The 25,351-nt window shown below is 37.9% G+C and carries 26 protein-coding genes; 11 read left to right on the forward strand and 15 right to left on the reverse strand.

Annotated features, from left to right (window positions below):
* Window positions 1-71: 71 nt before the first annotated feature.
* The 3 genes from pyc to C9J29_RS02015 form a co-directional block, all read right to left on the reverse strand.
* A complete protein-coding gene (pyc, locus tag C9J29_RS02005) occupies window positions 72-3,506 on the reverse strand; it encodes a pyruvate carboxylase (RefSeq protein ID WP_090001958.1) in 3,435 nt (1,144 codons plus the stop codon).
* 12 nt (window positions 3,507-3,518) lie between these two features.
* On the reverse strand, window positions 3,519-4,700 hold the full coding sequence (locus C9J29_RS02010) for an FtsW/RodA/SpoVE family cell cycle protein (RefSeq protein ID WP_008173966.1): 1,182 nt from the start codon (window positions 4,698-4,700) through the stop codon (window positions 3,519-3,521).
* Between the two features lie 61 nt (window positions 4,701-4,761).
* Window positions 4,762-5,043 (reverse strand): Fpa/YlaN family protein, encoded by a 282-nt coding sequence (locus tag C9J29_RS02015; RefSeq protein WP_004224778.1) that lies wholly within the window; start codon window positions 5,041-5,043, stop codon window positions 4,762-4,764.
* 182 nt (window positions 5,044-5,225) lie between these two features.
* On the opposite strand from C9J29_RS02015, the gene C9J29_RS02020 reads away from it, so the two are divergent.
* Complete coding sequence (locus tag C9J29_RS02020) at window positions 5,226-5,726, forward strand: molybdopterin-binding protein (protein ID WP_008173970.1); 501 nt, start codon at window positions 5,226-5,228, stop codon at window positions 5,724-5,726.
* 11 nt (window positions 5,727-5,737) lie between these two features.
* Window positions 5,738-5,941 carry a YlaI family protein gene (locus C9J29_RS02025; protein WP_008173973.1) on the forward strand — a complete coding sequence of 68 codons (204 nt, stop codon included), beginning with the start codon at window positions 5,738-5,740 and terminating at the stop codon, window positions 5,939-5,941.
* A gap of 53 nt (window positions 5,942-5,994) precedes the next feature.
* Here the strand turns inward: C9J29_RS02025 and C9J29_RS02030 are convergent, their stop codons facing one another.
* From C9J29_RS02030 to typA, 5 genes are all read right to left on the reverse strand, one after another.
* Window positions 5,995-6,789 (reverse strand): ABC transporter permease, encoded by a 795-nt coding sequence (locus tag C9J29_RS02030; protein WP_036123716.1) that lies wholly within the window; start codon window positions 6,787-6,789, stop codon window positions 5,995-5,997.
* Window positions 6,782-7,549 (reverse strand): ABC transporter ATP-binding protein, encoded by a 768-nt coding sequence (locus tag C9J29_RS02035; RefSeq protein WP_008173976.1) that lies wholly within the window; start codon window positions 7,547-7,549, stop codon window positions 6,782-6,784. Before C9J29_RS02035 ends, C9J29_RS02030 begins: the two co-directional genes overlap by 8 nt.
* Window position 7,550: 1 nt before the next feature.
* Window positions 7,551-8,543, reverse strand: coding sequence for an ABC transporter substrate-binding protein (locus C9J29_RS02040; protein ID WP_043989678.1), 993 nt, complete (start codon window positions 8,541-8,543; stop codon window positions 7,551-7,553).
* Between the two features lie 233 nt (window positions 8,544-8,776).
* On the reverse strand, window positions 8,777-9,175 hold the full coding sequence (locus C9J29_RS02045) for a YlaH-like family protein (protein ID WP_025113802.1): 399 nt from the start codon (window positions 9,173-9,175) through the stop codon (window positions 8,777-8,779).
* 29 nt (window positions 9,176-9,204) lie between these two features.
* Window positions 9,205-11,049 (reverse strand): translational GTPase TypA, encoded by a 1,845-nt coding sequence (gene typA / locus C9J29_RS02050; RefSeq protein ID WP_008173982.1) that lies wholly within the window; start codon window positions 11,047-11,049, stop codon window positions 9,205-9,207.
* Between the two features lie 138 nt (window positions 11,050-11,187).
* Here typA and C9J29_RS02055 point away from each other — a divergent pair, with 138 nt between their 5' ends.
* Window positions 11,188-11,373, forward strand: coding sequence for a DUF5325 family protein (locus tag C9J29_RS02055; RefSeq protein ID WP_008173985.1), 186 nt, complete (start codon window positions 11,188-11,190; stop codon window positions 11,371-11,373).
* A gap of 39 nt (window positions 11,374-11,412) precedes the next feature.
* On the opposite strand, the gene C9J29_RS02060 is transcribed toward C9J29_RS02055, so the two are convergent.
* Both C9J29_RS02060 and C9J29_RS02065 read right to left on the reverse strand, forming a co-directional pair.
* On the reverse strand, window positions 11,413-12,207 hold the full coding sequence (locus tag C9J29_RS02060; protein WP_008173986.1) for an inositol monophosphatase family protein: 795 nt from the start codon (window positions 12,205-12,207) through the stop codon (window positions 11,413-11,415).
* 227 nt (window positions 12,208-12,434) lie between these two features.
* A complete protein-coding gene (locus tag C9J29_RS02065) occupies window positions 12,435-12,632 on the reverse strand; it encodes a hypothetical protein (protein WP_008173987.1) in 198 nt (65 codons plus the stop codon).
* 125 nt (window positions 12,633-12,757) lie between these two features.
* Between C9J29_RS02065 and C9J29_RS02070 the strand changes: the two genes are divergently transcribed.
* Window positions 12,758-13,393 carry a YktB family protein gene (locus tag C9J29_RS02070; RefSeq protein ID WP_107921529.1) on the forward strand — a complete coding sequence of 212 codons (636 nt, stop codon included), beginning with the start codon at window positions 12,758-12,760 and terminating at the stop codon, window positions 13,391-13,393.
* 101 nt (window positions 13,394-13,494) lie between these two features.
* On the opposite strand, the gene C9J29_RS02075 is transcribed toward C9J29_RS02070, so the two are convergent.
* Window positions 13,495-13,782 (reverse strand): UPF0223 family protein, encoded by a 288-nt coding sequence (locus C9J29_RS02075; protein ID WP_008173990.1) that lies wholly within the window; start codon window positions 13,780-13,782, stop codon window positions 13,495-13,497.
* Window positions 13,783-13,802: 20 nt separating this feature from the next.
* Window positions 13,803-14,762, reverse strand: a complete 960-nt coding sequence (locus C9J29_RS02080; RefSeq protein ID WP_090001968.1) for an NAD(P)H-dependent flavin oxidoreductase — start codon at window positions 14,760-14,762, stop codon at window positions 13,803-13,805.
* Between the two features lie 144 nt (window positions 14,763-14,906).
* Between C9J29_RS02080 and C9J29_RS02085 the strand changes: the two genes are divergently transcribed.
* Both C9J29_RS02085 and C9J29_RS02090 read left to right on the forward strand, forming a co-directional pair.
* Complete coding sequence (locus C9J29_RS02085) at window positions 14,907-16,376, forward strand: aminotransferase class I/II-fold pyridoxal phosphate-dependent enzyme (RefSeq protein WP_036123694.1); 1,470 nt, start codon at window positions 14,907-14,909, stop codon at window positions 16,374-16,376.
* A gap of 437 nt (window positions 16,377-16,813) precedes the next feature.
* A complete protein-coding gene (locus tag C9J29_RS02090; protein ID WP_089985257.1) occupies window positions 16,814-17,410 on the forward strand; it encodes a class I SAM-dependent methyltransferase in 597 nt (198 codons plus the stop codon).
* Window positions 17,411-17,456: 46 nt separating this feature from the next.
* Here the strand turns inward: C9J29_RS02090 and C9J29_RS02095 are convergent, their stop codons facing one another.
* Complete coding sequence (locus C9J29_RS02095) at window positions 17,457-18,134, reverse strand: LrgB family protein (RefSeq protein ID WP_008173999.1); 678 nt, start codon at window positions 18,132-18,134, stop codon at window positions 17,457-17,459.
* Window positions 18,127-18,573 carry a CidA/LrgA family protein gene (locus C9J29_RS02100; protein ID WP_089985255.1) on the reverse strand — a complete coding sequence of 149 codons (447 nt, stop codon included), beginning with the start codon at window positions 18,571-18,573 and terminating at the stop codon, window positions 18,127-18,129. The genes C9J29_RS02095 and C9J29_RS02100 overlap by 8 nt, the downstream gene beginning before the upstream one ends.
* Window positions 18,574-18,910: 337 nt before the next feature.
* On the opposite strand from C9J29_RS02100, the gene C9J29_RS02105 reads away from it, so the two are divergent.
* The 5 genes from C9J29_RS02105 to C9J29_RS02125 all read left to right on the forward strand — a co-directional run bounded on the left by C9J29_RS02105 (window position 18,911) and on the right by C9J29_RS02125 (window position 24,474).
* Entirely contained in the window at window positions 18,911-20,533 is a 1,623-nt protein-coding gene (locus tag C9J29_RS02105; RefSeq protein WP_170844069.1) for an ATP-binding protein, read from the forward strand.
* A complete protein-coding gene (locus C9J29_RS02110; protein ID WP_008174005.1) occupies window positions 20,526-21,215 on the forward strand; it encodes a response regulator in 690 nt (229 codons plus the stop codon). The genes C9J29_RS02105 and C9J29_RS02110 overlap by 8 nt, the downstream gene beginning before the upstream one ends.
* Window positions 21,216-21,340: 125 nt before the next feature.
* Window positions 21,341-22,360, forward strand: a complete 1,020-nt coding sequence (locus C9J29_RS02115) for a Bug family tripartite tricarboxylate transporter substrate binding protein (protein WP_089985253.1) — start codon at window positions 21,341-21,343, stop codon at window positions 22,358-22,360.
* Window positions 22,361-22,453: 93 nt separating this feature from the next.
* A complete protein-coding gene (locus C9J29_RS02120; protein ID WP_008174008.1) occupies window positions 22,454-22,930 on the forward strand; it encodes a tripartite tricarboxylate transporter TctB family protein in 477 nt (158 codons plus the stop codon).
* A gap of 17 nt (window positions 22,931-22,947) precedes the next feature.
* Complete coding sequence (locus C9J29_RS02125) at window positions 22,948-24,474, forward strand: tripartite tricarboxylate transporter permease (protein WP_089985249.1); 1,527 nt, start codon at window positions 22,948-22,950, stop codon at window positions 24,472-24,474.
* Window positions 24,475-24,524: 50 nt separating this feature from the next.
* On the opposite strand, the gene C9J29_RS02130 is transcribed toward C9J29_RS02125, so the two are convergent.
* Complete coding sequence (locus C9J29_RS02130; protein WP_107921530.1) at window positions 24,525-25,307, reverse strand: SDR family NAD(P)-dependent oxidoreductase; 783 nt, start codon at window positions 25,305-25,307, stop codon at window positions 24,525-24,527.
* Window positions 25,308-25,351: the final 44 nt, after the last annotated feature.

Below are 25,351 nucleotides of genomic sequence, written 5' to 3' on the forward strand. Positions count from 1 at the left end.
TTCTCATTTCCACAATAAAAAAGGTATGTAGATGTTAAAAATGCATCTACATACCCTGTTTTCACTACCAGTTATTCAATTTCAATCAGCAAATCACCTGTTGAAATAGCATCTCCTGCACTAGCATAAACCTCTTTTATAATACCATCCTTTGGTGCTTGAACAGTCGTTTCCATTTTCATTGCCTCTGTGATCAATAGGTGATCACCACGTTTGACAGGGCTTCCTTTGGACACAACGACCTTCAATACAGTACCAGGCATTGTAGCACCAATTTGATTTGGATTACTTGAATCTGCCTTTAATGATAAATTGCCATCTACCTCTACTGTCATATCTTGAATGACCAATTCACGGGATTGACCATTTAGCTCAAAGTACAGGACACGCGTTCCATTGTGTTGTGGTTCGCCGATAGAGACCAGTTTAATAATGAGCGTTTTTCCTTTTTCTATTTCAACTTCAATGATTTCGCCAAGCTTTAAGCCATAAAGGAATGTTGGCGTATCAAGAACTGAAATATTGCCAAAGGATTCTGCCGTTTTCGCATACTCTTCAAAAACTTTTGGATAAAGCGCATATGCCAATACATCCTTTTTCGACACCGGTCGATTTAATTTTTCCTCTAGCACTGCCTCCAATTGTTCAAATTGAATAGGCTCTAATAACTCACCAGGTCGAACCGTAATAGCTTTACGGTCTTTTAGCACTACTTGTTGCAATGCCTCAGGGAACCCACCGTGTGGCTGTCCTAGATAGCCTTGGAATAATTCAATAACAGAGTCTGGGAAATCAATCGTTTTGCCCCTTGTTAATACAGTGTTTTCATCTAAATCATTTTGTACCATAAAGAGTGCCATATCCCCTACTACCTTTGAAGAAGGTGTTACTTTAACAATGTCCCCAAATAATAGGTTCACACGGGAATACATACGTTTGACTTCTTCCCAGCGATCGCCAAGACCAACAGCTTTTGCTTGTTGTTGTAGGTTACTATATTGTCCACCAGGCATTTCATGTACATAAATTTCAGAATGCGGGCTGATCATGCCACTTTCGAAATCCTTATAGTATTTACGCACATCTTCCCAATAATAAGACAATCTTTCCAATGCATCGATGTCTGCACGTAGCTCACGCTTACTACCCTTCATGGCATAGTAAAGTGAATTTGCACTTGGTTGAGATGTGAGACCCGCCATGGACCCTAATGCTGTATCAATGATATCAACACCTGCCTCAATGGCTTTAGCATATAAGTAAATACCATTACCACTAGTGTCATGGGTATGCAAATGGATTGGCAGACTTGTCGTCTCTTTTAACTCGGAAATTAAACGATACGCTGCTTCAGGCTTCAATAAACCAGCCATATCTTTAATAGCTAGAATATGGGCACCAGATGACTCCAGTTCTTTGGCCATGTCTTTATAATATTGCACAGAATATTTCGCACGAGTATCATCCAAAATGTCGCCTGTATAACAGATTGCCGCTTCCGCAATTTTTCCTGATTGACGGGCTGCATCTATAGCTACTTCCATTCCCTTAATCCAGTTCAGGCTATCGAAAATACGGAATACATCAATACCTGATGCAGCTGATTCTGCGATAAATTCACGGATTAAATTATCAGGATAGTTCGTGTAACCTACAGCATTAGCACCACGCAACAGCATTTGGAATAACACGTTTGGCACTTGCTCACGTAGCTTTGCTAAACGCTCCCATGGGTCCTCCTTTAAGAAGCGATACGCCACATCAAACGTAGCACCGCCCCACATTTCCAAAGAGAATAATTGATGCATCATACGAGCTGTTGCATCTGCAATTTGATACATATCATGCGAGCGTACTCGAGTAGCAAGAAGTGATTGGTGAGCATCACGGAAAGTAGTATCTGTTAATAGCACATCATCTTGGGCTAAAATCCATTGCACTAAGCCGTCTGCACCCTCGGTATCTAAAATTTGTTTCGTACCAGCTGGTGGCACAATTAAACGGTCTATTTTAGGAATATTTGGTTGAACAAAAATTGGCTTTGATTGCTTTTCCACACCAGGGAATCCGTTTAACGTCACATTACCGATATAGCTTAACAGCTTTGTCCCACGGTCCTGACGTACTGGGAAATGGAACAGCTCTGGTGTAGTGTCAATAAAGCTTGTATCAAAAGCACCAGATAAAAATTTCTCATGTGTCACAACATTATTTAAAAACGGAATATTCGTTTTGACGCCGCGAATACGGAATTCTTTTAAATTTCGGTCCATTTTCGCAGCAGCTTCTTTAAAGTTCATGCCAGATGTAGAGATTTTTACGAGTAAGGAATCGTAGTATGGTGTGACAACTGCGCCTTGGAAACCATTGCCGGCATCTAAACGGACTCCAAAGCCACCACTAGAGCGATAAACCATTAACTTTCCTGTATCCGGCATAAAGTCGTTAGCAGGGTCCTCTGTTGTTACACGTGCCTGAATCGCATAGCCAATCATTGGCATATTTTCTTGCTTCGGCATATGAATTTCTTCGCTAAACAGAGCATAACCTGCTGCTACCTTAATTTGGGTATGAACAATATCTACACCTGTAATCATTTCTGTAATCGTATGTTCTACTTGAATGCGAGGGTTTACCTCGATGAAATAAAAATCGTTCCCTGCGACTAAAAATTCCACTGTCCCTGCATTTATGTACGAGACATTCTTCATTATTTTCACAGCAGCAGTACAAATACGATTTCTTAACTCTTCGGAAATCGAATGAGAAGGAGCAATCTCAACTACCTTTTGGTGACGACGTTGGATTGAACAATCACGTTCATATAAATGCACAATATTGCCCTGCTGGTCACCAATAATTTGCACTTCAATATGCTTAGGTTTAATAATGGCCTTTTCTACATACACCTCATCAGAGCCGAAAGCAGCTTTTGCTTCTGATTTTGCACGTTCATAGGCTGATGCAAGCTCCTCAGCTGCATGTACAAGACGCATACCGCGACCACCACCGCCAAGCGCTGCCTTAATCATAACTGGATAGCCAACAGTGCTAGCAAACGCCTCTACCTCTGCTAAATTGGCTACAGGGCCATCTGTACCAGGAATAACAGGAATGTCAGCCGCAATCGCCTGCGAACGTGCTTTAACCTTATCCCCAAACATATCTAAATGCTGAGAAGTTGGTCCAATAAAGATAATACCCTCTTCTTCACAGCGACGTGCAAATTCAACGTTTTCAGATAAAAAACCATACCCTGGGTGAATCGCATCAACATCTGCATCTTTTGCGATGGCAATAATACCTTCAATATCTAAGTAAGCATCAATTGGTTTCTTGCCCGCTCCCACTAAATAAGCTTCATCGGCTTTAAAGCGATGAAAAGCTCCACTATCTTCTCTTGAATAGATAGCAACAGTTTGGATATTCAGCTCCGTACAAGCACGGAAAATACGAATTGCAATTTCTCCTCGATTGGCTACAAGGATTTTGTTGATTGATTCCATAGGTATCCCCCTTTATGATTCTGTTTTTTTCCTCTCTACCTTTTCAAACATAGAAACATTGATTAATATTCCCATCGCTAAAGATAGAATGATTATAGATGTACCGCCATAGCTTATAAAAGGTAACGTTACACCGGTTAACGGGATTAACCCGGTTACACCCCCAAGATTGATAAACGATTGCCAGCCTATCCAGCTCGCAATACCAGCCGCAATCATGCGTGCCATTGGATCCTTTGTTCGCAATGCAATAGAAAAGCCTTTATATACAATAAACCCTAAACCAGTCAGGACAATGATAACTCCCCAAATGCCTAATTCTTCCATAATTATAGCCATAATAAAGTCTGTTTGTGGTTCAGGTAAATATCCTAATTTTTGAATGGATTGACCAAGCCCTCTACCTTCTAAACCGCCTCCGCCAATTGCATAATAACTGTTGGCCACTTGGTGACCACTACCATTTTCATACTCGAACGGATTTAAATAAGATAAAATCCGCCCTTTTCGGTTCTCCGTTAATAGTTCTCCCTTGAATAACAAAAGTATACCAAGAATTGCTGCACCGAATGCTGCCAACACACCAAAAAATTTCCAAAACGTCTTAAAAGGAATGCCACTGGAAGCAACGACAGATACGGCAATTCCACATAAAATGATTACTGCCCCTAAATCTGTTTCGAATGCAACACCAGCAACTACTAGGATCCATAGAAAAATGGGATAAAAAATTTCTGTCGGTTGAAGTTTTTCAAATGTATATTTTTGTGATTTTCGATAAAATGCAGCCGCAAAATATAAAATTATAAATAGCTTTGCATATTCAGATGGCTGAAAGTTCCCTAAACCAGGCACATGTATCCAACTTTGTGACCCTACATCTTCTGCACCATGCCCTGCTATCTTTAGCCAAGTAAATAGAACAGCTAATACGATGGTTAGCAACATCATAATATTCTTATTCGCATAATGCTTATAAGGGAAAAATGCTGCCACAATAAAACCTAAAAAGGCCACTATTAAATTGGTGATTTGCTTTCGATAAAAATAATCAGGTGCTTCTCCTTCTCGTGCAATAGCGACCATCATACTTGAACTATAAATCATGATTAATCCAAATAAGCTCAATAATAGGACAGTAAAAAATAAAGGGTAATCAAAATTTTGTGCATATCGTTTTAAGTATTGTTTCATCTGAAAAACCTCGTTCTAGTAAAAAAACTCAAAGCGCAAAAAAGCGTTTGAGTTTTTCTTTTTATTTGTCTGTATACGCATCGTGTAGTACAGAAAGCTCTTTCTCGAGTGAATCGAGAATTTCCTTGCCTTTTTCACGTTCAATCAGACCTAGCTTCACAGCAAAGTCAATTTCACGAGACAGGCCGAACATTTGTGTATCTAATACTTCCTCATATAAAGGGCATTGTGGCATTGTTAAATGATCCATTTGTACTCGAATAAGGCGAGCAATCTTATCTGCATCAGCAACTAAAAGCTCCAAAGCCTTTTCTTGAAAAGAAGTTTGTGATTTCGTATCCATGAGGACGCCCCCATTATCTGATATTTCTTCGATTCTATCTTAATAAAGTTTATCTTCTAGTCGTTAAAATTGCAAGTGTCTTCATTGGAAAATACCGAATTCAAATTTTATTTCTTTATTATTTTTAGGCATTAGCGTTATACTATGTCATGGATATACAAGATTTGAGGAGGATTTCTAACATGGAAACAATAATTCCTATCAAGGGCGCAGTAACATATCAATTAACATTAGATCCCACTGTTTGGATTTTCGATGATCGTAAATTAGATTTAAAAACATATTTCACGACACAAGATGTTAAGGAAGATTCAGACATCAAATATATGCGTGAGGTTGGTGCTCACTGGTCTCGTGAGATTATGGAGGGAGCTACATTCCCGCCTACATTAAAATCAGAGCGTAAGTTTGACCGTAAAGGAATGGAAACAGGGACATTTGGTATCGAATTAGGTCATTTTTTGAAAAATGCTGAAATTAAACCTGAAGCAACAAAAATTATCTTTGAATGTGAAACTGGTCAGGAATATCCTTTTTCTATTGAAGAAGCATCTACACTTATTTTAAAATATAGCCAAGATGGCAAGCCACTCTTAGAGGACGGTCCCATTCATGTATTAATGAGAGATGGTTCAAATATTGATAATCCTATTAAAAACGTAATAGCCATTCGCGCTGAATAGGGGGGAATGCAATGCGCGTTAAATGCGTAATTTGCGATACGATTCAAAGTATAGACGATAATTTACCTTTAGCTAAAAAATTACGTAATCGTCCAATCCATACTTATATGTGTGAAAATTGCCATGATCGTATTAAAGAAAACACGGTTGCACGATTAGAAACAGGGAATTTCCGTTTTTATAGAACTTCACCACAAATGGATAAAGAATTTTAATATTGAATGAACCCAAAAGAGGTGCCTCCATCGGGAGACACCTCTTTTCTTTATTAGCCGTTATTTTTAATAACCGACTTTTCTATCAACTCAACCACCTGATACATGATTGTTGCAAAAAATGCAATGATGAGCAAGGACATGAGCACGAGGTTAAAATTAAACACTTGGAAGCCATAGATGATTAAATAGCCAAGACCTTTTGAGGCCACTAAAAACTCACCTACAATAACCCCAACCCACGATAATCCTACATTCACCTTTAATGTTGAAATGATAGTCGGAAAAGATGCTGGTAAGATGACTTCACGAAAGATTTGCCACCTAGATGCACCAAATGTTTGTAAGACCTTACTATAATTCGGATCGACACCTTTAAAAGCCGTATATACCACAATGGTTGTAATAATGATAGAAATTAAAGCCCCCATTGCAATAATGGAAAAATAACCTGGCCCTAGCGCAACAATAAGAATAGGCCCTAACGCAACTTTTGGCATCGCATTTAAAATAACTAAATATGGGTCCAGTACCTTCGACAGAAATGGTGACCACCACAAAAGGATAGCGATGAACGTCCCTAGTAAAGTCCCCGCAATAAAGCCAATCACCGTCTCCATTAATGTCACACCAACATGCAAAGTTAAAGTTCCATCAGTTACTTTTTCGATAAATGTATGCCAGACTTGTGTGGGTGAACTAAAAATTAAACGGTCGATCCATTCTAATCTAGAAAGCAACTCCCATCCTCCAAAGAACAGAAGCAGAATAATAAGCTGATACAGCCGTACAAAGCGTTTTTCTTTTTTTAACATTTGCTGATATTGTTTAAATAATGTGTTATCCAAGGCTCTCCAGCTCCTTCCAAATCATTTGGAATACATCTGCATAGGTAGGATGCTGTCTTACATCAAACGGTGATAATTCACGAAGTGCCTCAGGTATTTCAAACACTTTATGCAATGTCCCTGGATTGGCAGAAAATAAAAAGACACGCTCACTCATAGCTATTGCCTCTCCAATATCATGCGTCACAAGAACTGCTGTCTTTTTATAGGTCTTTAATGTTTCTACCACTAGATCCTCAAGCTTTAATTTCGATTGATAATCAAGAGCCGAAAATGGTTCATCTAACAATAAAATTTTAGGATTTACCGCTAAAGTACGAGCAAGTGCCACACGTTGTCTCATACCTCCTGATAATTCTCGTGGATAGTTGTTCCCCACATGTGGTAATCCTACTTCTTGCAAAAGAGCATTGGCCGTTACTTTATGTGAATTATTGCTCCGCTCCATAATTTTCAAACCAATCGTGACGTTTTCTTCAATGGTTTTCCATGGAAATAAATAGTCCTGCTGAAGCATATAGCCAATGCTTGATTGATTATGTGCTGCTAGTTCATCACCATCAATATAGACCTTGCCTTCAGTTGATGGAAACAAACCAGCGATTATTGATAATAAGGTCGTTTTCCCACAGCCACTAGGCCCGATAAACGACACGAATTCTCCTTCACGAATGGCTAAACTAATATCACGTAATACTTCCTTTGCCTGTGTGCTTGAAAAATAACTATGGTGAATATTTTCTAGCTGTAAAAATTCCATATTACTCAGCAGCCTTTTTAGCAAAGGTTGTGTTCACAAGTTTTTCATACTCCACGCGTTGAGGAAGTTCACCTGCTTCCTCCATAATTGTTTGCAAGTTATCCCACTCCCCCTCATCGAGGATAGGGTCTGATGCATAGGAGCCTTGTGCTTTATAACGCTCGATTACTGTTTCGATAACCGCAACATCTACATTCTCAAAATAAGGTTGAATAATTTTTGCCACTTCTGCGGCACTTTCATTCTGTACAAAATCTTGTGCCCGTTGTAAGGCATTTGTAAAGGCTTGAACTGTCTTCTCATCATCCTTTAAATAACTACTTTTCGCCATATAGGACGTGTAAGGCAAATTACCAGACTCTGTACCGAAAGATGCTACAATATAGCCTTTCCCCTCTTTTTCAAATACGCTAGCAGTTGGTTCAAATAACTGTACATAATCACCAGTACCTGAAGCAAAAGCAGTGGCTATATTTGCAAAATCAATATTTTGAATAAGGGTTAAATCATGAACAGGGTCAATGCCGTGCTTCTTCAGCACAAATTCACCTGCCATTTGCGGCATCCCACCTTTACGCTGCCCTAAAAATGTAGAACCCTTCAATTGATCCCATGAAAAATTATCCGTTTTTTCCCTTGCAACTAAAAAAGTACCGTCAGTTTGAGTTAACTGAGCAAAATTCTGAATGGGATCATTCGCCCTTTGTAATGTGACGTAGATTGAAGTTTCCGAACCAACTAAAGCAATATCAATACCATCTGACAGCAATGCCGTCATGGTTTTATCGCCACCTGCTATCGTTTGTAGCTCTACAGAAAGACCTTCATCCTCGAAGAATCCTTTTTCAAGCGCTACATATTGAGGCGCATAAAATATCGAACGAGTTACTTCTCCAACTTTGACTTTTTCTAGCTCTGCTTTATTACATGCCGTCAAAGAAAGGAGTAACAAAGCAATGACACCTAATAGAAAACCTTTTGTAAGCCAACGCATTCCCTTTCCTCCTTGATGTGATGAAAATAAGCCTATCGACATTAACTTATTCACATCAGAAGAATTCGGTGCCAACCAATTTATGTTGATTTTACAATTGTGTAGGATCAGCTATGCCAAATAGGATTTTTGAAAAAGTTTTTTAGTTATATAAGAAAACAGCCTTAGCGACTATTGCGCTAAGGCTGTTTGATAAACGATAAAAGTTCTTATTATAAAATACGTACTACCTTTTATTGATTGGCAGCTTGTTGCTCTTCTCTTTTTTCACGCCATAATCTTGTTTTATAAACTATTAAAATTAAGGCGGCTACAATCAAACCTTCAATCATTGGCAAGAATAGAGCAAAGAAGGTTAGCATGATACAACCTACAAAGAGGAACGCATAAATAATAATGTTTTGAGATAGTTTTAATTTCTTGGCAAAGCCTAGCTTATAGACAATGGCAGAAAGTGCAAATACAAGAAGAAATACAACATAGCCTGCAATTTCATAGCTTGGTAAATTTTCATATAAAAATCTCGTTATACCCGCCATTCTTCCAAAAACTCTTGTTGTTTCCTCGGAACTTGTCTGTGCAGCAACTTGAATAACATTTAGTTCACCCAATAAAGCGGACTTAATATCCAAGACTCCTCTTCCTTTCATGTCAGCGAAAATTATTGTTCTGCGTTACGTAATTTTTTCGCTGCTTTCTCACGTTCATTTTTATCTAGAATTTTTTTACGCAGACGAATAGATTCTGGTGTGATTTCTAAATACTCATCATCACCTAGGTATTCAAGTGCTTCTTCTAAAGATAAAATACGTGGTTTTTTAATAACATTCGTTTGGTCTTTATTCGCTGAACGAATGTTTGTTTTTTGTTTCATTTTTGTGATGTTTACAGTGATATCAGCGTCACGAGTATTTTCTCCAACGATCATACCTTCGTAAATATCTGTACCTGGCTCTAAGAACAGTGTACCACGATCTTCAATTTGCATCATACCATAAGTTGTTGATTTACCAGTTTCCATAGAAACTAGTACACCTTGGTGACGTCCACCAATTTTACCTGGTAGTAATGGTTGGTAGCAATCAAACGTATGGTTAATAATACCAAAACCTTTTGTCATCGACATGAATTCAGTCGTATAACCGATCAAACCACGAGCTGGTACTAAGAACGTTAAACGAACTTGACCACTTCCGTTATTTACCATATCAAGCATTTCACCTTTACGTGTACCAATTGATTCAATAATTGAACCAACATTTTCTTCCGGTACATCGATTTGAACGCGTTCGAATGGTTCACATTTTACGCCATCGATTTCACGCACGATTACTTGAGGTTTAGATACTTGTAATTCGAAACCTTCACGGCGCATATTTTCAATAAGGATTGATAGGTGAAGCTCACCACGACCTGAAACTGTCCAAGCATCTGGAGAATCAGTATCTTCAACACGTAAAGATACGTCCGTTTGTAATTGAGCACGTAAACGCTCTTCTACTTTACGAGAAGTAACCCATTTCCCTTCACGACCAGCGAATGGAGAGTTGTTTACTAAGAATGTCATTTGTAAAGTTGGCTCATCGATACGTAATGGTGTAAGTGCTTCTTGGTGCTCAACAGGACAAACTGTTTCACCTACGTTGATATCTTCCATACCTGAAACGGCGATTAAATCACCAGCTTTTGCTGTCTCTACTTCCTCACGTTTTAAACCGAAGAAACCAAAGATTTTCGTTACACGGAAGTTTTTCACTGTACCGTCTAACTTCATCAGTGCAACTTGTTGTCCTACAGAAATTGTTCCACGGAATACGCGACCAATTCCGATACGTCCAACGAAGTCATTATAGTCAAGTAAAGCTACTTGGAATTGTAATGGGTCTTCTGAGTTATCAACTGGTGCTGGGATAGATTCAATAACTTTTTCAAATAGACATTTCATATTTTCTTCTTGTTTAGATGGATCAGCGTCTAAAGAAGCTGTACCATTTACACCTGAAGCATAAACAACAGGGAAGTCTAATTGATCGTCATCTGCACCCAACTCGATAAATAATTCAAGTACTTCATCTACTACTTCTAGTGGACGAGCTGAATCTTTGTCTACTTTATTTACGACTACGATTGGTGTTAGACGTTGTTCTAATGCTTTTTTCAATACGAAACGTGTTTGAGGCATACAACCTTCATACGCATCGACAACTAGTAAAACGCCGTCTACCATTTTTAAAATACGTTCTACCTCACCACCGAAGTCAGCGTGTCCAGGCGTATCAAGGATGTTGATACGAGTTCCTTCATAGTTTACTGCTGTATTTTTAGCTAAAATCGTAATACCACGTTCGCGTTCAATATCATTAGAGTCCATTGCACGTTCTTCAACACGTTCGTTTGAACGGAATGTACCTGATTGTTTTAGTAATTGGTCGACTAGGGTAGTTTTACCATGGTCAACGTGGGCGATTATTGCGATATTGCGAAGATCTTGACGTAAGTTTGTCATTATTCCACTCCATATTCTTTTTTCGAATGTTTAACTGTGATATTATAGCACAAGAAGGATAGAAATGTCCTTATTAGAATTTACATCATTCTAAAAAATATATATGAATTATAAATTTTTTATATAGGAGGCTAGGCTATGAATCGTGCAAAATTCGTAATGGCTATTTATGCATTAGCAGCTGTTTTAGCAATGTGCTCAATTGGCTATTCAGTGGCGGCTAGTAGTGTATTTGGTGCAATAGCAGGTATTGTGGCTACTTGTGTCATTTTCATGACAGCCTTTAAAATGAAGCGAAAACTGCGTATGCAAGGGTTACTGTAGTTAAAAAAAGGAGCTGTCTAGTAAATAGACGGCTCCTTTTTATTCATAAGGTACAATATATTTTTCCAATAATTCTTTGTGAATGGAAGGATTGGCGATAATAAAAGTATCTTGATGTAAGAAGTCAAAGCCTTCTCCGTGCAAGTTTGTGGCAATGGCCCCAACCTCTTGAGCAATAATGGTACCACCTGCTATATCCCACGGTGATAGACGCATGGAAACATAAGCATCCAACTTCCCACTAACAACAAATGCGATTTCCATGCAAGCTGAGCCATATGAACGTGTGCCCCGAACTTTGCGGACCATCTCAATGACCTTTTCGTGATGAATATGTCGATTAGGAGCTACCCAATGTGCATTGATACCAATGACTGATTCCTCCATCGTAACAGATTGAAGTTTCCGCAGTGGAGAATCGTTATACCACGCGCCTTGGCCTTCAATCGCATAAAATAAATCCTCGCGCATGACATCAAATATGTACCCTAACTTACCTACCCCATTAATAAAAATACCAATAGAAATCATAAAGTGACGATGCTGTTTAACAAAATTCATCGTGCCGTCTATAGGGTCAATAATCCAAACTACACCATCTAATGACTCTACCTTTTCCCCCATTCCTTCTTCGCCTAAAATTTTGTGGGCAGGATTAAAAGCTTTAATTTGGTCGATAAAAAATAACTCGGTCTCTCGGTCAATATTTGTTACCAGGTCATTGGCACCTGATTTTGTCTCGATCACTAAATTATACGAAAAAGCTTCTCGAATACGTCTTCCAGCTTCAAAGATTATACTTTTCGCAAATTCATCCATTTGTTGTAAATCCAATTAAAACCCACCCTTCGAATATAAGAAAAAGCCTTTACTTTCCTCACACTTTATTCATAAATTTTACCTTGTCCATTGTCTTTAATGCGATATACAACATGAACTTCAAAAAATACTGAAATTCTTTACGCTATGATATAGTATCTATTTTACCCTTTGTTACAATAAAAATCACCTGCTGTCGGAATATTCAGCAAGTGATTTTTTAAATGGGTATAAGATTTTGATTACGCATAGGCGTGGAAGCTTTCAAGTTCCATCTGGATTTCTCCAAGACGTTTTTTACTTTTTTCAATTTCAATATCATTTTTTTCATTCATCGCTGCAAAAAGCGAAGCTAATTCATAATCTAATTCTAATTGTAAAATGTGTTCATATTGCTTTTCAATGTCAACTTTACGTATAATTTTTACGATTGGTTTCATAAAAACACTTCCTTTTTTAAATTTTTTTACAAAAACTTTTCAAATTCGATAAAGTTCTTGTTATAAGATTTTTTCCCAAAATCAGCGTAAAATAAACCTTATAAAACGAAAGGAGCAAAATAAAATTGCCGAAAATAAAGTGGACAAACAAAGATTTTAATGTTTTTAAAATAGATGGTTTAGAACAAAGAATGGATGCATTAAACGATCATGTACGCCCAAAATTCCATCAGCTTGGTGATGATTTTGCTGCCTATTTCTCAAGCCAGCTAGGTGAAGAATTCTTCCCTCATGTTGCCAAACACGCTAGAAGAACTGTCAACCCTCCAAAAGATAGTTGGGTTGCCTTCGCACCATATAAAAGAGGTTATAAATCATTGCCTCACTTTCAGATTGGTCTATGGCACTCACATTTATTCATCGTCTTAGCTATTATTTATGAAGCTCCTCAAAAAAATGTGATGGCTGAACGTTTACTCGCTCATCAATCCTTATTTGAGCAGCTACCTGGTGACTTTATTGTGTCAGGTGACCATATGTCCCCAGAGGCCATTTCACTTGAAGAAGCGAAAGAAGACAAGCTTGAGGCACTACTTTTACGTCTGCGAGATGTAAAAAAAGGTGAGTTTTTAATTGGTCGTCATATTCCAAAAGAGCAAGCAATAAAATTATCAGCCAGTGAATTCCACCAGTTAACTGAGCAAACATTCAACAGCTTACTACCTTTTTACAACGTCATTGTTGGTAAGGATTTAAAATAAGCTTTAATCTCATGTTATTTGTTGAAGTAGTGTATGCAAAATGTCGTTTTTTAACACAAAAAAATAAAAAGCGGATGTGAGTTGTTCTCACATCCACTTTTTTATCGATTTTTTTTAGGGACTATTTTTATCATTGTACCATCTGCGGCTTCTTTTGTTTGCTTAACAACAGGATAGCTTATATAGCCACTCGCCTCTTCAAATTCACGAAATATTGTTTTTTCCTCCGCTTGTGAAGGAACAATTTCCTTAAAGCGACGATATTTAGCCATCATGACCTCACGCTTGATGCCCTTTTCATGAGCTTGTTCAATCCCTTCAAAAAATTGAACAACGTCCACAATCTCCTCTGTAGACCAATCTGTTGAAAACGGATAAGAATATTCCATTCGACAAAACCACCTTTACATTATTGCCCCCATTTTAACCGGATACTTTCCGCTTCTGCAACCATTCGATTGATTAATTCCTCAACAGTAGGAATATCATGAATCATCCCTGTCACTTGTCCAGCCCAACCAAAGCCTTGTTCTTGTTCACCATCATAAATAAAACGCTTATTCGCTGAACCACTTATATATTCCTTTAACGCTTCGTAGGTTGGCTCTTTTTCTTCAATTTCTAAAATTTTTGCCGTAAACTCATTACGTAAAGCACGAGCTGGTGCACCGATAGTACGTTTTATGATCGTCGTATCAGCCTCTGTGCTTGCTAATAGTGCCTCTTTATAAGCTGCGGAAGCATCAACACATTCCTTTGTTGCAATAAAACGAGTACCCATTTCAATTCCTTCAGCTCCCAGTGCATGGGCAGCCATCCAGCCTCGGCCATCGCCAATTCCACCTGAAGCAATCACTGGGATTTTCACACTATCAACAACCTGTGGGACGAGCACCATCGTACCTACATCATCCCTACCAAGATGTCCGCCACCCTCTTGTCCAACAACCATTACAGCATCTGCTCCAAGCTGTTCAGCTTTTTGCGCTTGTCTACGTGCAGCTACAAGTACCAATTTTTTAATATCTGTTTCTGCTAATAAATCAAAAATGGGTGCAGGATTACCACCAGTCATCGTTACAACAGGTACTTCTTCTTCCACTGCAACGCCAACCATTTCCTCATAGCCTGTACCATGCATACCAATAGCAAAGTTTACGCCAAAAGGCTTATCTGTTAATGTTCGTACTTTATGAATCTCCGCTCGCAATAAGTCAGGGCTTCGTAAACTCATAGCTGTGATTTGACCTAACCCTCCAGCATTCGACACAGCCGCCGCTAAATCAGCATAGGCTAAATACGCTAAACCGCCTTGAATAATTGGGTATTTCACTTGTAAAAGCTCTGTCACCCGTGTATTCCAACTCATAATACCTCCCCCTTCATTCGGTATTAATTTCTCGATATCCTTAAAAAATCCTTTTATTTTTTATGAAAAGTCTATTTTTTCGTGTCGTTAGGTGCTATAATTCATTTGTTTTCTTAGATAATTTAAAGTGAGGTGGTACCTGCGTTGTCACAACTAGAGACTCCATTGTTCGACGTATTACTTAAACATCGGAACAGACATCCTATTCAGTTCCATATTCCAGGCCATAAGAAAGGGCAAGGGATGGACCCTGCTTTCCGAGAATTCGTCGGCGACAACGTTTTATCAATTGATTTAATTAATATTGCTCCACTAGACGATTTACATTCACCAAAGGGTGCTATTAAAGAAGCGCAAAATCTTGCAGCAGAAGCTTTTGGTGCTGATCATACATTCTTTTCCGTTCAAGGTACTAGTGGCGCCATCATGACGATGATTCTGACCGTCGTTGGTCCAGGTGATAAGATTCTAGTGCCGCGGAATGTCCATAAATCTATTATGTCGGCGATAGTTTTCGCTGGTGCAATTCCAATTTTTATTCATCCTGAAGTCGATAGTGAATACGGGATTTCTCATGGCATATCCCCTGAGGCCGTCGAAAAAGCATTAAATGCTTATCCTGATACAAAAGCTGTGCTAGTTATTAATCCAACTTATTATGGCTTCACAGCAGATTTAAAACGCATTGTCGAAATCACTCATAGCCGTGATATTCCAGTAGTAGTAGATGAAGCACATGGTGTACACATTAAATTCCATGATGACCTTCCCTATTCAGCAATGGAGGCAGGTGCCGACATGGCTGCTACAAGTGTTCATAAGCTTGGTGGTTCTATGACACAAACGTCCATTTTAAATGTTCGAGAAGGACTTGTTTCAGCAAAACGCGTACAAGCTGTTTTTTCTATGCTAACAACGACATCAACATCTTATCCATTGCTCGCTTCCCTTGACACAGCTCGACGTCAATTAGCGATTCACGGATATGATTTAATTGACGATGCATTACGTTTAGCAAAGGATGCTCGTAAACGAATCAACCAAATCCCACATTTAAAATGTGCAGGCAAGGAAAAACTACATTCATCCGCTACTTATGATATGGACCCTTTGAAACTTCTTATTAGCGTCAAGGATTTGGGTATTTCTGGGCATAGAGCTGAGGAATGGTTACGTTATAACGCCAATATCGAAGTAGAATTGTCTGACCTTTACAATATTTTATGTTTAGTGACATTAGGAGATACGAAAAAAGAAATTAATCTTTTAGTCAATGCATTATCTCGTATGTCAAAAGCATTTGATTCAGAAGCGGCTATCACAGAAGCTGTCGTGAATGTCCCAGATATTCCAGCGCTAGCTATGTCACCTCGTGATGCATTTTATGCTGATACTGAGGTAGTTCCACTTGCTGAAGCAGATAACTGTATTTGTGCAGAATTTATTATGGTATATCCTCCTGGAATTCCAATTTTTATTCCCGGGGAAATAATTACTCAAGAAAATATTCATTATATTCAAATGAATATTGAGGCGGGTTTACCCGTTCAGGGACCAGAGGATTCAACATTAAAAACGATTCGTGTTATTAAAGAAAGAAAACCTATTATTTAATCTTAAAAGCTAGCTCTTCTTGAAGAGCTAGCTTTTTCATTATTTATAAAAAGCAGAGGTTAGTATCAATATAATCGGAAAAGCTAACTACCAATAATGCCATAAAAAATCTCCAACTGTTTTAACGAAAACCGTAGCTACTTTAGAAAATTTCTCTTTCACATTTAATAAAATTATCTATATCAGGATAACCTTTTCCTAACTGACATTTAGACACAGCCTGCCTTGAAATATTATAAATACTCTACCACTTCATCCTGAGTATAGTGATGCTGTTCCCTTAATTTCTTTAAACGATTTTCAAAATCATCCGTATTATTTATTACAAAATAGATCGCAATTAAATATGCAACGAGCATTTATTAGTTGATTTTATAAGCTAAAAGTTAGAATAACAAATGCACATTATCTACAATAGAGAAAAGGAGGAATGATTCATGAATACATGGAATCAACGTTTTCTAGAATCTGAATACGTTTATGGCGAACAACCAAATGCCTTTATTAAAGATTATGTATCTTTTTTGAAAGAATCCCCTAATATCGCAGCCTATGCTGAAGGTGAAGGGCGCAATGCTGTTTTTTTAGCCTCTAAGGGCCATACTGTCACTGCCTATGATTATGCACAAAGTGGTCTTGCGAAAACAGAAGAATTAGCCCAGAAACAGCATGTGTCAGTTCAAACTAGGCTAACCGATTTACTACTGGATGAGCTTCCTGTGGAGAAATATGATGCGGCTATTATGGTTTTTGGTCATTTTCCATTGCAACAACAGCAGGCAGTCATCCAAAAGATTATCGATTCAGTGAAGCAAGGCGGACGGATTATGATGGAATTATATTCTATTTATCAGCTCGCCTATGCGTCTGGTGGTCCACAGCAGCTTGATTTTTTATATGACCCAAAAGATATCCTGCAATGGTGTGAGCCACACAAAATTATCCATTTCTTTACAGGTGAGCAAATACGCCATGAAGGAGCGTTACACACTGGACTAGCCCATACCATTCAATTCATTATTGAGAAAAAATAAATGAGTTGTCTCTAAACAGTTGAGACAACTCCTAAAGTGAAAATTTTTATAAAAATAAATACACAAATAATGGACAGAAAAATGCCCCAATAATAGCCGTTAAGCCCATTGATAATGAACCAACTGATAATTCCTGTTCTCCATATTCCCTTAATTTCACAAGTCCTACACCATGCGAGGCACTGCCCACTGCCACCCCTCTACTAACGGCCGAGTCGATTTTGCCATATTTAATAACTAAAGGACCAATAATAGCTCCTACAAACCCTGCTATCATGACAAAAACAGCTGTTAGTGGCGGAATACCCCCTATTGTTTCGCTGACCTGCATTCCAACAGGCGTCGTTAAAGATTTAGGCAAGGCTGTCAGCATCCAACTAGATTTTACACCAATCCATTTTAACAGCACGAAAATAGTCACTAATCCTGTCACCATGCCGATGAAGAGCCCTGATAAAATAGAATATTTATATTTGATAATAATAGCTCGTTGATTATAAAGAGGATAGGCAAGTGCGACTACAGCTGGCCCAAGCATTTTCTGAAGCCATTCTCCACCCACCATATATGTAGAATATGGAATATTAAATATTAGTAAAATCACTGCACTAACAACTGTAGTCGTGACTAAAGGAATCATAATAGGATGCGGAAATCGCTGATAAAGCTTCGTAAATAATATGAACATAATGATGGTGCTCAGGACAACAATTGCTTCAATCAACCGTTAACTCACCCTTTCCTTCTTCAAGAATAGACTCCGTTCCTTCCTTTTTCTTTAATTCTTTCTTCTCAATTAGTTGCGTCAGTAATCCTGTGACATAAATAGAGATTAATGTACTAGCAATAACGGCTAGAATGATAAGCAAGCCAGTGATTGACATGAGTTCTGGGTAATCAATAACGCCCACTGTTGCTGGTATGAAAAACAGCGTTAAAACGCCAATTAAAAAACTTGCACCATCTTGAATATATTCAACCTTTATGATTTTAAAAATGAGTGAAAGTACTAATAACAGTAATCCAATGACACTTCCTGGAAGCGGTATGTGTAAATAAGTAACAATTCCTACTCCCATATAATAAAAAATGGTCAGTATGCCGATTTGAACAATAATCCGAACAACTCTCAACAACAGCGCAGCAAAATTTCCGTTCAACATTTCGCTACTTTTCACCCCCTATATCGTTCATTCTACATCTGTAGGAATTTTCTGTCTATTGTAATTTTAGAAAAATAATAATCAGCATCAGAAAGAGCTAAGTTCCATATTCCCAAAAATCACATGTATACATATATAGTGTTTTCATCGATATTTAGGGTAATTTGTCACTCGGACTATTCAAATAGCGTTCTTTCCCTATTATGAATATCCACCACCTATCGCCTTTAAATTTTCATCACTAGCTAGCAAATTTCAGAAATTTTATATATAATCGAAAATTACAAAAGATACTCATTTCTCAAACAATACTATAATTTCCATAATACACAATAAGGTGGGATCTTCTATTATCCTTAAAACATTAAAACTCCAAACTCGCTTTGCTTATTACAGTAGCTTTTTAATTTTTCTTATCGTCACTTTAGCTGGTTTACTTTTTTACGTAACGATTTCTGATGCACTGCAAACACAAATTGGTAATCGAGCACTATACTTGGCGGAAACAACCGCTAGTAGGGGCGACGTTATAGAAGCCTTTCACACTGACAACCCATCAAAAAGTCTGCAAACAATTAGCGATGATATTATGGACGCTGCAAAAGCCACGTATGTTGTAATCGGTGATAAAAATGGCATTCGCTACACCCACCCTCTCGCCGATCGTATTGGCAAATCGATGGTTGGTGATGATAACGACAAAGCATTGATCAACGGTGAATCTTATATTTCAATTGCCGATGGTTCAATGGGACAATCTATTCGTGGAAAGGCGCCTATCGTTGATACGAATGGAGCCATTTTAGGAGTTGTGTCCATTGGCTATTTAACGAGTGAATTAGATAACTTATATTTTTTATACTTGGATAATATTTTTTATACGATCATTATTGCACTCACCATTGGTATTATCGGCTCCATTATTTTATCCCGGAATATTAAAAAGCAAATTTTTAATTTGGAGCCAAATGAAATTGCCAATCTATTAACAGAAAAAAATACTTTAATAGAATCCGTGCGGGAAGCTATTATTACGGTCAATGATAAAGGTGAAATTACAACGTTAAATAACGCCGCCGCCAATATCTTAAATTTACCCGATGCTGCTTCTATTATTGGCGATAATATTAAGCAACATATTCCAAATACACATCTACTGAATGTATTGATGAATGGTGAAAAACAGCTTGATAAATTGATGATTGTCAACGGTGATGAAATTATTGTCAACCGCGTTCCTATGAAGGTGAAAGGTAAAATTGTCGGTGCTGTAGCAAGTTTCCGGCTACAATCAGAAATTGAGCAAATGGCGATTGAATTATCACAAGTAAAACAATATACAGAAGCTTTACGTGCACAAACACATGAGTTTAATAATATCCTTTATACCGTTTCTGGCCTTATTCAATTAAATGCATCCGATGAGGCTTTAACAATTATTCATAAAGAGGTACAAGGACATTCCTCTTTAACACAATTTATTACAAATCGTGTTAAAGACCCATTCTTAAATGGTTTAATTATCGGATTTTTTAATCGTGCGCGTGAATTAAAGATTCAGCTGATATTTGATGAGGATAGTTATTTAGATATCTTTCCTGAAAATATAGAAAAAGGCCTTATTATTTCGATTATGGGTAATTTACTAACCAATGCTTTTGAAGAGGTCGAAAAAAATAAAGAGCAACGGCCTATAGTAAGGCTTTTTATATTTGATAATGGAGAAGAAATCATTTTTGAGGTCGAGGATTCTGGCAATGGCATAGCACAAGAAAAACTAGATGTATTGTTTTCAGAAAATATTTCAACAAAAGATAGGAAGCATCGAGGCTATGGGTTAAGGAAAGTAATTTCCAGCATCCAAGATTTAAATGGCACACTCGCTCTTGGGGAAGGCGATTTAGGAGGTGCCCTATTTATCGTATCTATTAGTAAAAGGGGGATTATTAACAATGACTAATATCGAAGTACTAGTAATTGAAGACGATGTACGTGTAGCAGACGTACATCGTCGTTTTTTAGATAAAATTGAAGGATTTACAGTAATTGCGTGTGCAAACACTGGAGAAGAAGCTTTAGATTGGCTACAATCATTTTCACCACAGCTAATATTACTCGATGTATTTTTACCAGATATATTAGGTGTGGATTTAATCGATAAAATCAATACAATTAGTCCAACTAGTAGCATTATTTTGATTACTGCTGCCACAGAGGCTCACATTGTACAAAAAGCGTATCGTAAAAATGTTACAGACTATATTTTAAAGCCATTTACATTTGATCAATTAAAAGAAAGTATAGAAAAATTCCGTTACAAACATCTACTACTCCAAAATAATGAGAAATTTACACAAGAAAAGCTTCAATACCTTTGGCCAAAAGCGACTTCATCCATCTCTGAAGATACACAGCTACTATTACCAAAAGGCATTGATTTAACAACGATGAATCATGTCATCAACTATTTAAGTACAATGAAAGGTGGTAGTACAGCTGAACTGTTAGGGAAAAATATTGGTGTAAGTCGTTCCACTGCTCGCCGTTATTTAGAATTTTTAGTCACACAAAAGCAGGCCTATATTGAGCTAACTTATGGCACAGTTGGTCGTCCTGAACGACGATACTTTATTTTCTCATAAACTTTATGCACAAAATGACGTTAATCCACAATATCACCACAATATTTTAACAATTCTGATATAAGTTATAGTTATGATAGCGCTCGATTGATAGCGCTATCATTTTATTTTTAAGGGGGATTTTTATGTGGAGGAAGATTTCAAAAGTTATGATAGCTGGCTTACTATTTACTAGTTTAGTTGGTTGTTCTTCATCAAATGGAGAAACAGCTGATGGAAAGCAAGCAAGTAATTATCCGAAAAGTAATATTACCATTGTTGCTCCATCAGGTGCGGGCGGTGGTTGGGATTTAACAGCTCGTGCAGTAGCAAAAACAATGAATGATACAGGTTTAATTAATAAATCGATTCAAGTCGAAAACAAGCCTGGTGGTGGTGGCGCTGCCTTTATGGCAACATTTGCTACAAAGGAAGCAAGCAATGATTATATGTTAATGGTTAAATCACCGCCAATTCTTATTAATCATGAAAAAGCTGAAGGAAATAGTAAATTTGGCTACAAGGACACTACGCCTTTAGCACAATTAACGCGTGACTATGGTGCAATTGTTGTTAAAGAGGATTCGCCATTCCAAACGCTTGAAGATGTATTAAATGCCCTAAAAGATTCGCCAAAAGATGTTACGTTAGCAGGTGGCTCTGCACCAGGCTCTATGGATCATCTAGTGGGGATTATCCCCGCCTATAAAGCCGGTATAGACTTAAAAACAATTAAATACGTTTCTTACGATGGTGGTGGTGAAGCTGTAACCGCATTACTAGGCGGTAACGCTGATGTCATAGCAACAGATGCTTCCACAATCGCTACTTATGTTAAATCAGGAGATGTACGCGTATTAGCCGTAAGTTCCTCTGAGCGATTAGAAGGTGAGCTAGCAGAAGTTCCTACATTTAAAGAGGCTGGTATTGATGAAGAATTTACTATATGGCGTGGTATTTTTGGTCCAAAAAATATGAGTGAAGATGCGGTTACCTACTGGTCCGAAAAATTACAAGCAATGTCTGAATCAGAAGAATGGCAAGCTGAGGTGACACGTAATGGCTGGCAAGCAGAATACCGAAATGCAGAGGAATTTACCACATATCTAGACAATCAAAATAAAATCATCGTAGAACTACTGACAGCTCTTGGTATGCAAAAGTAAAGAATAGACTGTGTTGCAAAAGAGCACAAGTATTTCCATCCAATAAGATCTACTTGTGCAACCTACATTTATTATCAACGGAGGTGTAAACGATTGAATTACACATTTGATAAAACATTTAGCATTATCCTATTAGCTGTTAGCATTTTATTTATATTTCAAGCAACGCAAATTTCTGATAGTGCTTATGGATCTACAGTCGGTCCTAAAATATTTCCGCTAGGTTTAGGTATTATTTTAGGTTTATTAAGTCTTCAACTATTTTATGAATCATGGAAAAATGCTGTAAGGGAGCGAATCATAGGAGGACCCACTGCACCTTCTAAAACCTCCTCTACTGAGCTCAAGAAATTTTTAATCATTTTTGGTAGTGCGATTGCCTATGTATTCTTCCTAGAAAAAATAGGCTATGTGATCACAACGTTTTTATTTTTATGTATTAGCTTCCAAACGATGGAACGAGCAAAGCTTATTTATTCAATTATTATTGCAGCTGGATTTTCACTTGGTGTCTATTATTTATTTACAAGTTTACTAGGCGGTTCATTGCCTAGCTTCCCAACTTTTTAATGTAAAGGAGTGAACATATGTCGACATTGCAATTTTTAGCTGATGGATTTGCGATTGCTTTTCAATGGCAAAATCTTTTATTCGCTCTTGTCGGTGTCATAATTGGAACAGCGGTTGGTGTCCTTCCTGGCATAGGTCCAATGAGCGGCGTTGCTTTATTAATCCCAGTAACGGCAACTATTACAGCGGGATTACCTACGGAGGCCGCCGCTACGAGCTCAATTATCTTACTTGCAGGGGTTTACTATGGAGCCATGTATGGTGGTTCAACAACTTCGATTCTATTAAATACACCTGGTGAATCCTCATCAGTTGTTACAACATTGGATGGCTACCAAATGGCTAAGCAAGGACGTGCCGGAAGTGCTCTTTCCATTGCAGCCATTGGTTCATTTTGTGCTGGTGTTATAGCATTACTTGGTCTAATACTATTAGCGAATCCATTATCAAAATTAGCACTTAAATTTGGACCAGCAGAATACTTTTCATTAATGCTACTAGGGCTTGCTGCAGTAAGTGGACTTGCAGGCCGCTCTATTACAAAAGCTTTAATTATGACCGCCTTAGGGCTGATGCTCGGGACAGTTGGTATTGATGCCGTATCTGGTATCGAACGCTTTACATTTGGTCAGCCCATGCTGTTCTCGGGTATTGAATTTTTAACAATTGCTGTTGGTTTATTCGCGTTAGGAGAAGTATTTAAAACGATTCTTGAAAGAGATGAAGAAGATGGTCAATTAGCAAAAATTAATCGTGTATTACCAACAAAGCAGGATTTAAAGGAAAGCGCTATTCCTATTGCTCGCGGTTCACTACTAGGATTTTTCATTGGCGTTTTACCTGGTGCAGGCGCAACACTTGCCTCATTCTTTTCTTATATTACCGAAAAGAAATTCAGTAAGACACCTGAGAAGTTTGGAAAAGGCCATATTGCCGGTGTTGCTGGACCTGAATCAGCGAACAATGCTGCATCAGGAGGCGCAATGATTCCATTGCTAACATTAGGTATCCCCGGTTCAGGTACAACTGCTATTTTAATGGGTGCACTTATTATGTATAATATTCAGCCAGGTCCATTATTATTTGAAGAGCATCCTCAAGTCGCTTGGGGATTAATTGCCAGTATGTTTATAGGAAACTTAATGTTATTAGCATTAAACATGCCTCTCGTTCGTATCTTTGCAAAAATCATAGAAACACCGAAAAAATATTTATTGCCCATTATTGTTGCAATTTCAATTTTTGGTGTGTATGCCGTACAATTCGCCACTTTTGATTTATTTTTATTATTAGCTTGTGGTGTGCTCGGCTATCTATTTGCCAAAAATGACTATCCAGTGGCACCTTTAGTACTTGCACTTGTACTAGGGCCAATGATTGAAAATAATATGCGTCGTGCATTAACTATATCTAATGGTGACTTTTCTATATTTGTAGCAAAGCCATTATCATTACTATTTTTAGTAGCTGCTATTTCGTGGTTACTTATACCACTGTTCATGAAAATGCGTGGTAAAAATGTTCTGATTAATGAAGAAGGATAATCATAAAATCCACTACACATTCTATCAATGGAAGTATAGTGGATTTTTCTCTATAATGCGTGACCAGATCCACCATCAATATTCAATGAAGTCCCCGTAACATAACTTGCTGCATCAGATATTAAAAATGTAATAACGTTGGCCGCTTCTTGCGTATCACCTACACGACCAAGTGGAATAGCTTGCCCTACTTTACGAGAATAGTCTTCCCACGATAAACTTGGATCTTCCTTTTTCCATTTCTTTTCGATTTGATCACTTCGAATAAGCCCAATACATACGGAATTGACGCGGATATTATCCTTTCCTAAATCCTTGCTCATCGCTTTAGTCAAAGCAAGTCCCGCAGCACGGCTGACAGTCGTAGGAAGCGAGCTAGCAGGAGGGGTCTTAGCCATCACCGCAGTCACATTCACGATTGCACCCCCACCAGCCTTACGCATATATGGTGCTGCATATTTTGAGCAATGTATAGCGCCAAATACCTTTAAATCTAAATCTGCTTGCCACAGCTCACTACTCACCGTTTCAAAAGGATTTGCTGAAGCTGTCCCAGCATTATTAATGAGAATATCAACATGTCCAAAATGTTCGACCGTACGCTCAATTAGATTCTTACAATCTTTTTCCTTAGTAATATCTGTTGGAACAATTAAAACATCTACACCTGTTTCATTTTTAATACACCCAGCGGCCACCTGTAGCTGTTTTTCTCCACGTGCACAAAGTACAACCTGAGCACCCTCTTTAACAAGTTGCATGGCCGTATAATAGCCAATACCTTTACTCGATCCTGTTATAATTGCTACTTTCCCCTTTAAGCCTAGTTCCATTATAATCACCCCAAATATTTTCGAATATTCTTAACAATATATTT

The organism is Lysinibacillus fusiformis (assembly GCF_003049525.1).
Lineage (GTDB): Bacteria > Bacillota > Bacilli > Bacillales_A > Planococcaceae > Lysinibacillus > Lysinibacillus fusiformis.

Excerpts from the sequence above, each read along its gene's own strand:
- C9J29_RS02055 (WP_008173985.1), top strand. The coding sequence starts at position 11,188 with ATGAATCGTGCAAAATTCGTAATGGCTATTTATGCATTAGCAGCTGTT.
- C9J29_RS02035 (WP_008173976.1), bottom strand. The coding sequence starts at position 7,549 with ATGGAATTTTTACAGCTAGAAAATATTCACCATAGTTATTTTTCAAGC.
- C9J29_RS02100 (WP_089985255.1), bottom strand. The coding sequence starts at position 18,573 with ATGTTGAACGGAAATTTTGCTGCGCTGTTGTTGAGAGTTGTTCGGATT.
- pyc (WP_090001958.1), bottom strand. The coding sequence starts at position 3,506 with ATGGAATCAATCAACAAAATCCTTGTAGCCAATCGAGGAGAAATTGCA.
- C9J29_RS02020 (WP_008173970.1), top strand. The coding sequence starts at position 5,226 with ATGGAAACAATAATTCCTATCAAGGGCGCAGTAACATATCAATTAACA.
- C9J29_RS02110 (WP_008174005.1), top strand. The coding sequence starts at position 20,526 with ATGACTAATATCGAAGTACTAGTAATTGAAGACGATGTACGTGTAGCA.
- C9J29_RS02015 (WP_004224778.1), bottom strand. The coding sequence starts at position 5,043 with ATGGATACGAAATCACAAACTTCTTTTCAAGAAAAGGCTTTGGAGCTT.
- C9J29_RS02025 (WP_008173973.1), top strand. The coding sequence starts at position 5,738 with ATGCGCGTTAAATGCGTAATTTGCGATACGATTCAAAGTATAGACGAT.
- C9J29_RS02090 (WP_089985257.1), top strand. The coding sequence starts at position 16,814 with ATGAATACATGGAATCAACGTTTTCTAGAATCTGAATACGTTTATGGC.
- C9J29_RS02065 (WP_008173987.1), bottom strand. The coding sequence starts at position 12,632 with ATGAAACCAATCGTAAAAATTATACGTAAAGTTGACATTGAAAAGCAA.
- C9J29_RS02010 (WP_008173966.1), bottom strand. The coding sequence starts at position 4,700 with ATGAAACAATACTTAAAACGATATGCACAAAATTTTGATTACCCTTTA.
- C9J29_RS02130 (WP_107921530.1), bottom strand. The coding sequence starts at position 25,307 with ATGGAACTAGGCTTAAAGGGGAAAGTAGCAATTATAACAGGATCGAGT.
- C9J29_RS02125 (WP_089985249.1), top strand. The coding sequence starts at position 22,948 with ATGTCGACATTGCAATTTTTAGCTGATGGATTTGCGATTGCTTTTCAA.
- C9J29_RS02080 (WP_090001968.1), bottom strand. The coding sequence starts at position 14,762 with ATGAGTTGGAATACACGGGTGACAGAGCTTTTACAAGTGAAATACCCA.
- typA (WP_008173982.1), bottom strand. The coding sequence starts at position 11,049 with ATGACAAACTTACGTCAAGATCTTCGCAATATCGCAATAATCGCCCAC.
- C9J29_RS02115 (WP_089985253.1), top strand. The coding sequence starts at position 21,341 with ATGTGGAGGAAGATTTCAAAAGTTATGATAGCTGGCTTACTATTTACT.
- C9J29_RS02075 (WP_008173990.1), bottom strand. The coding sequence starts at position 13,782 with ATGGAATATTCTTATCCGTTTTCAACAGATTGGTCTACAGAGGAGATT.
- C9J29_RS02040 (WP_043989678.1), bottom strand. The coding sequence starts at position 8,543 with ATGCGTTGGCTTACAAAAGGTTTTCTATTAGGTGTCATTGCTTTGTTA.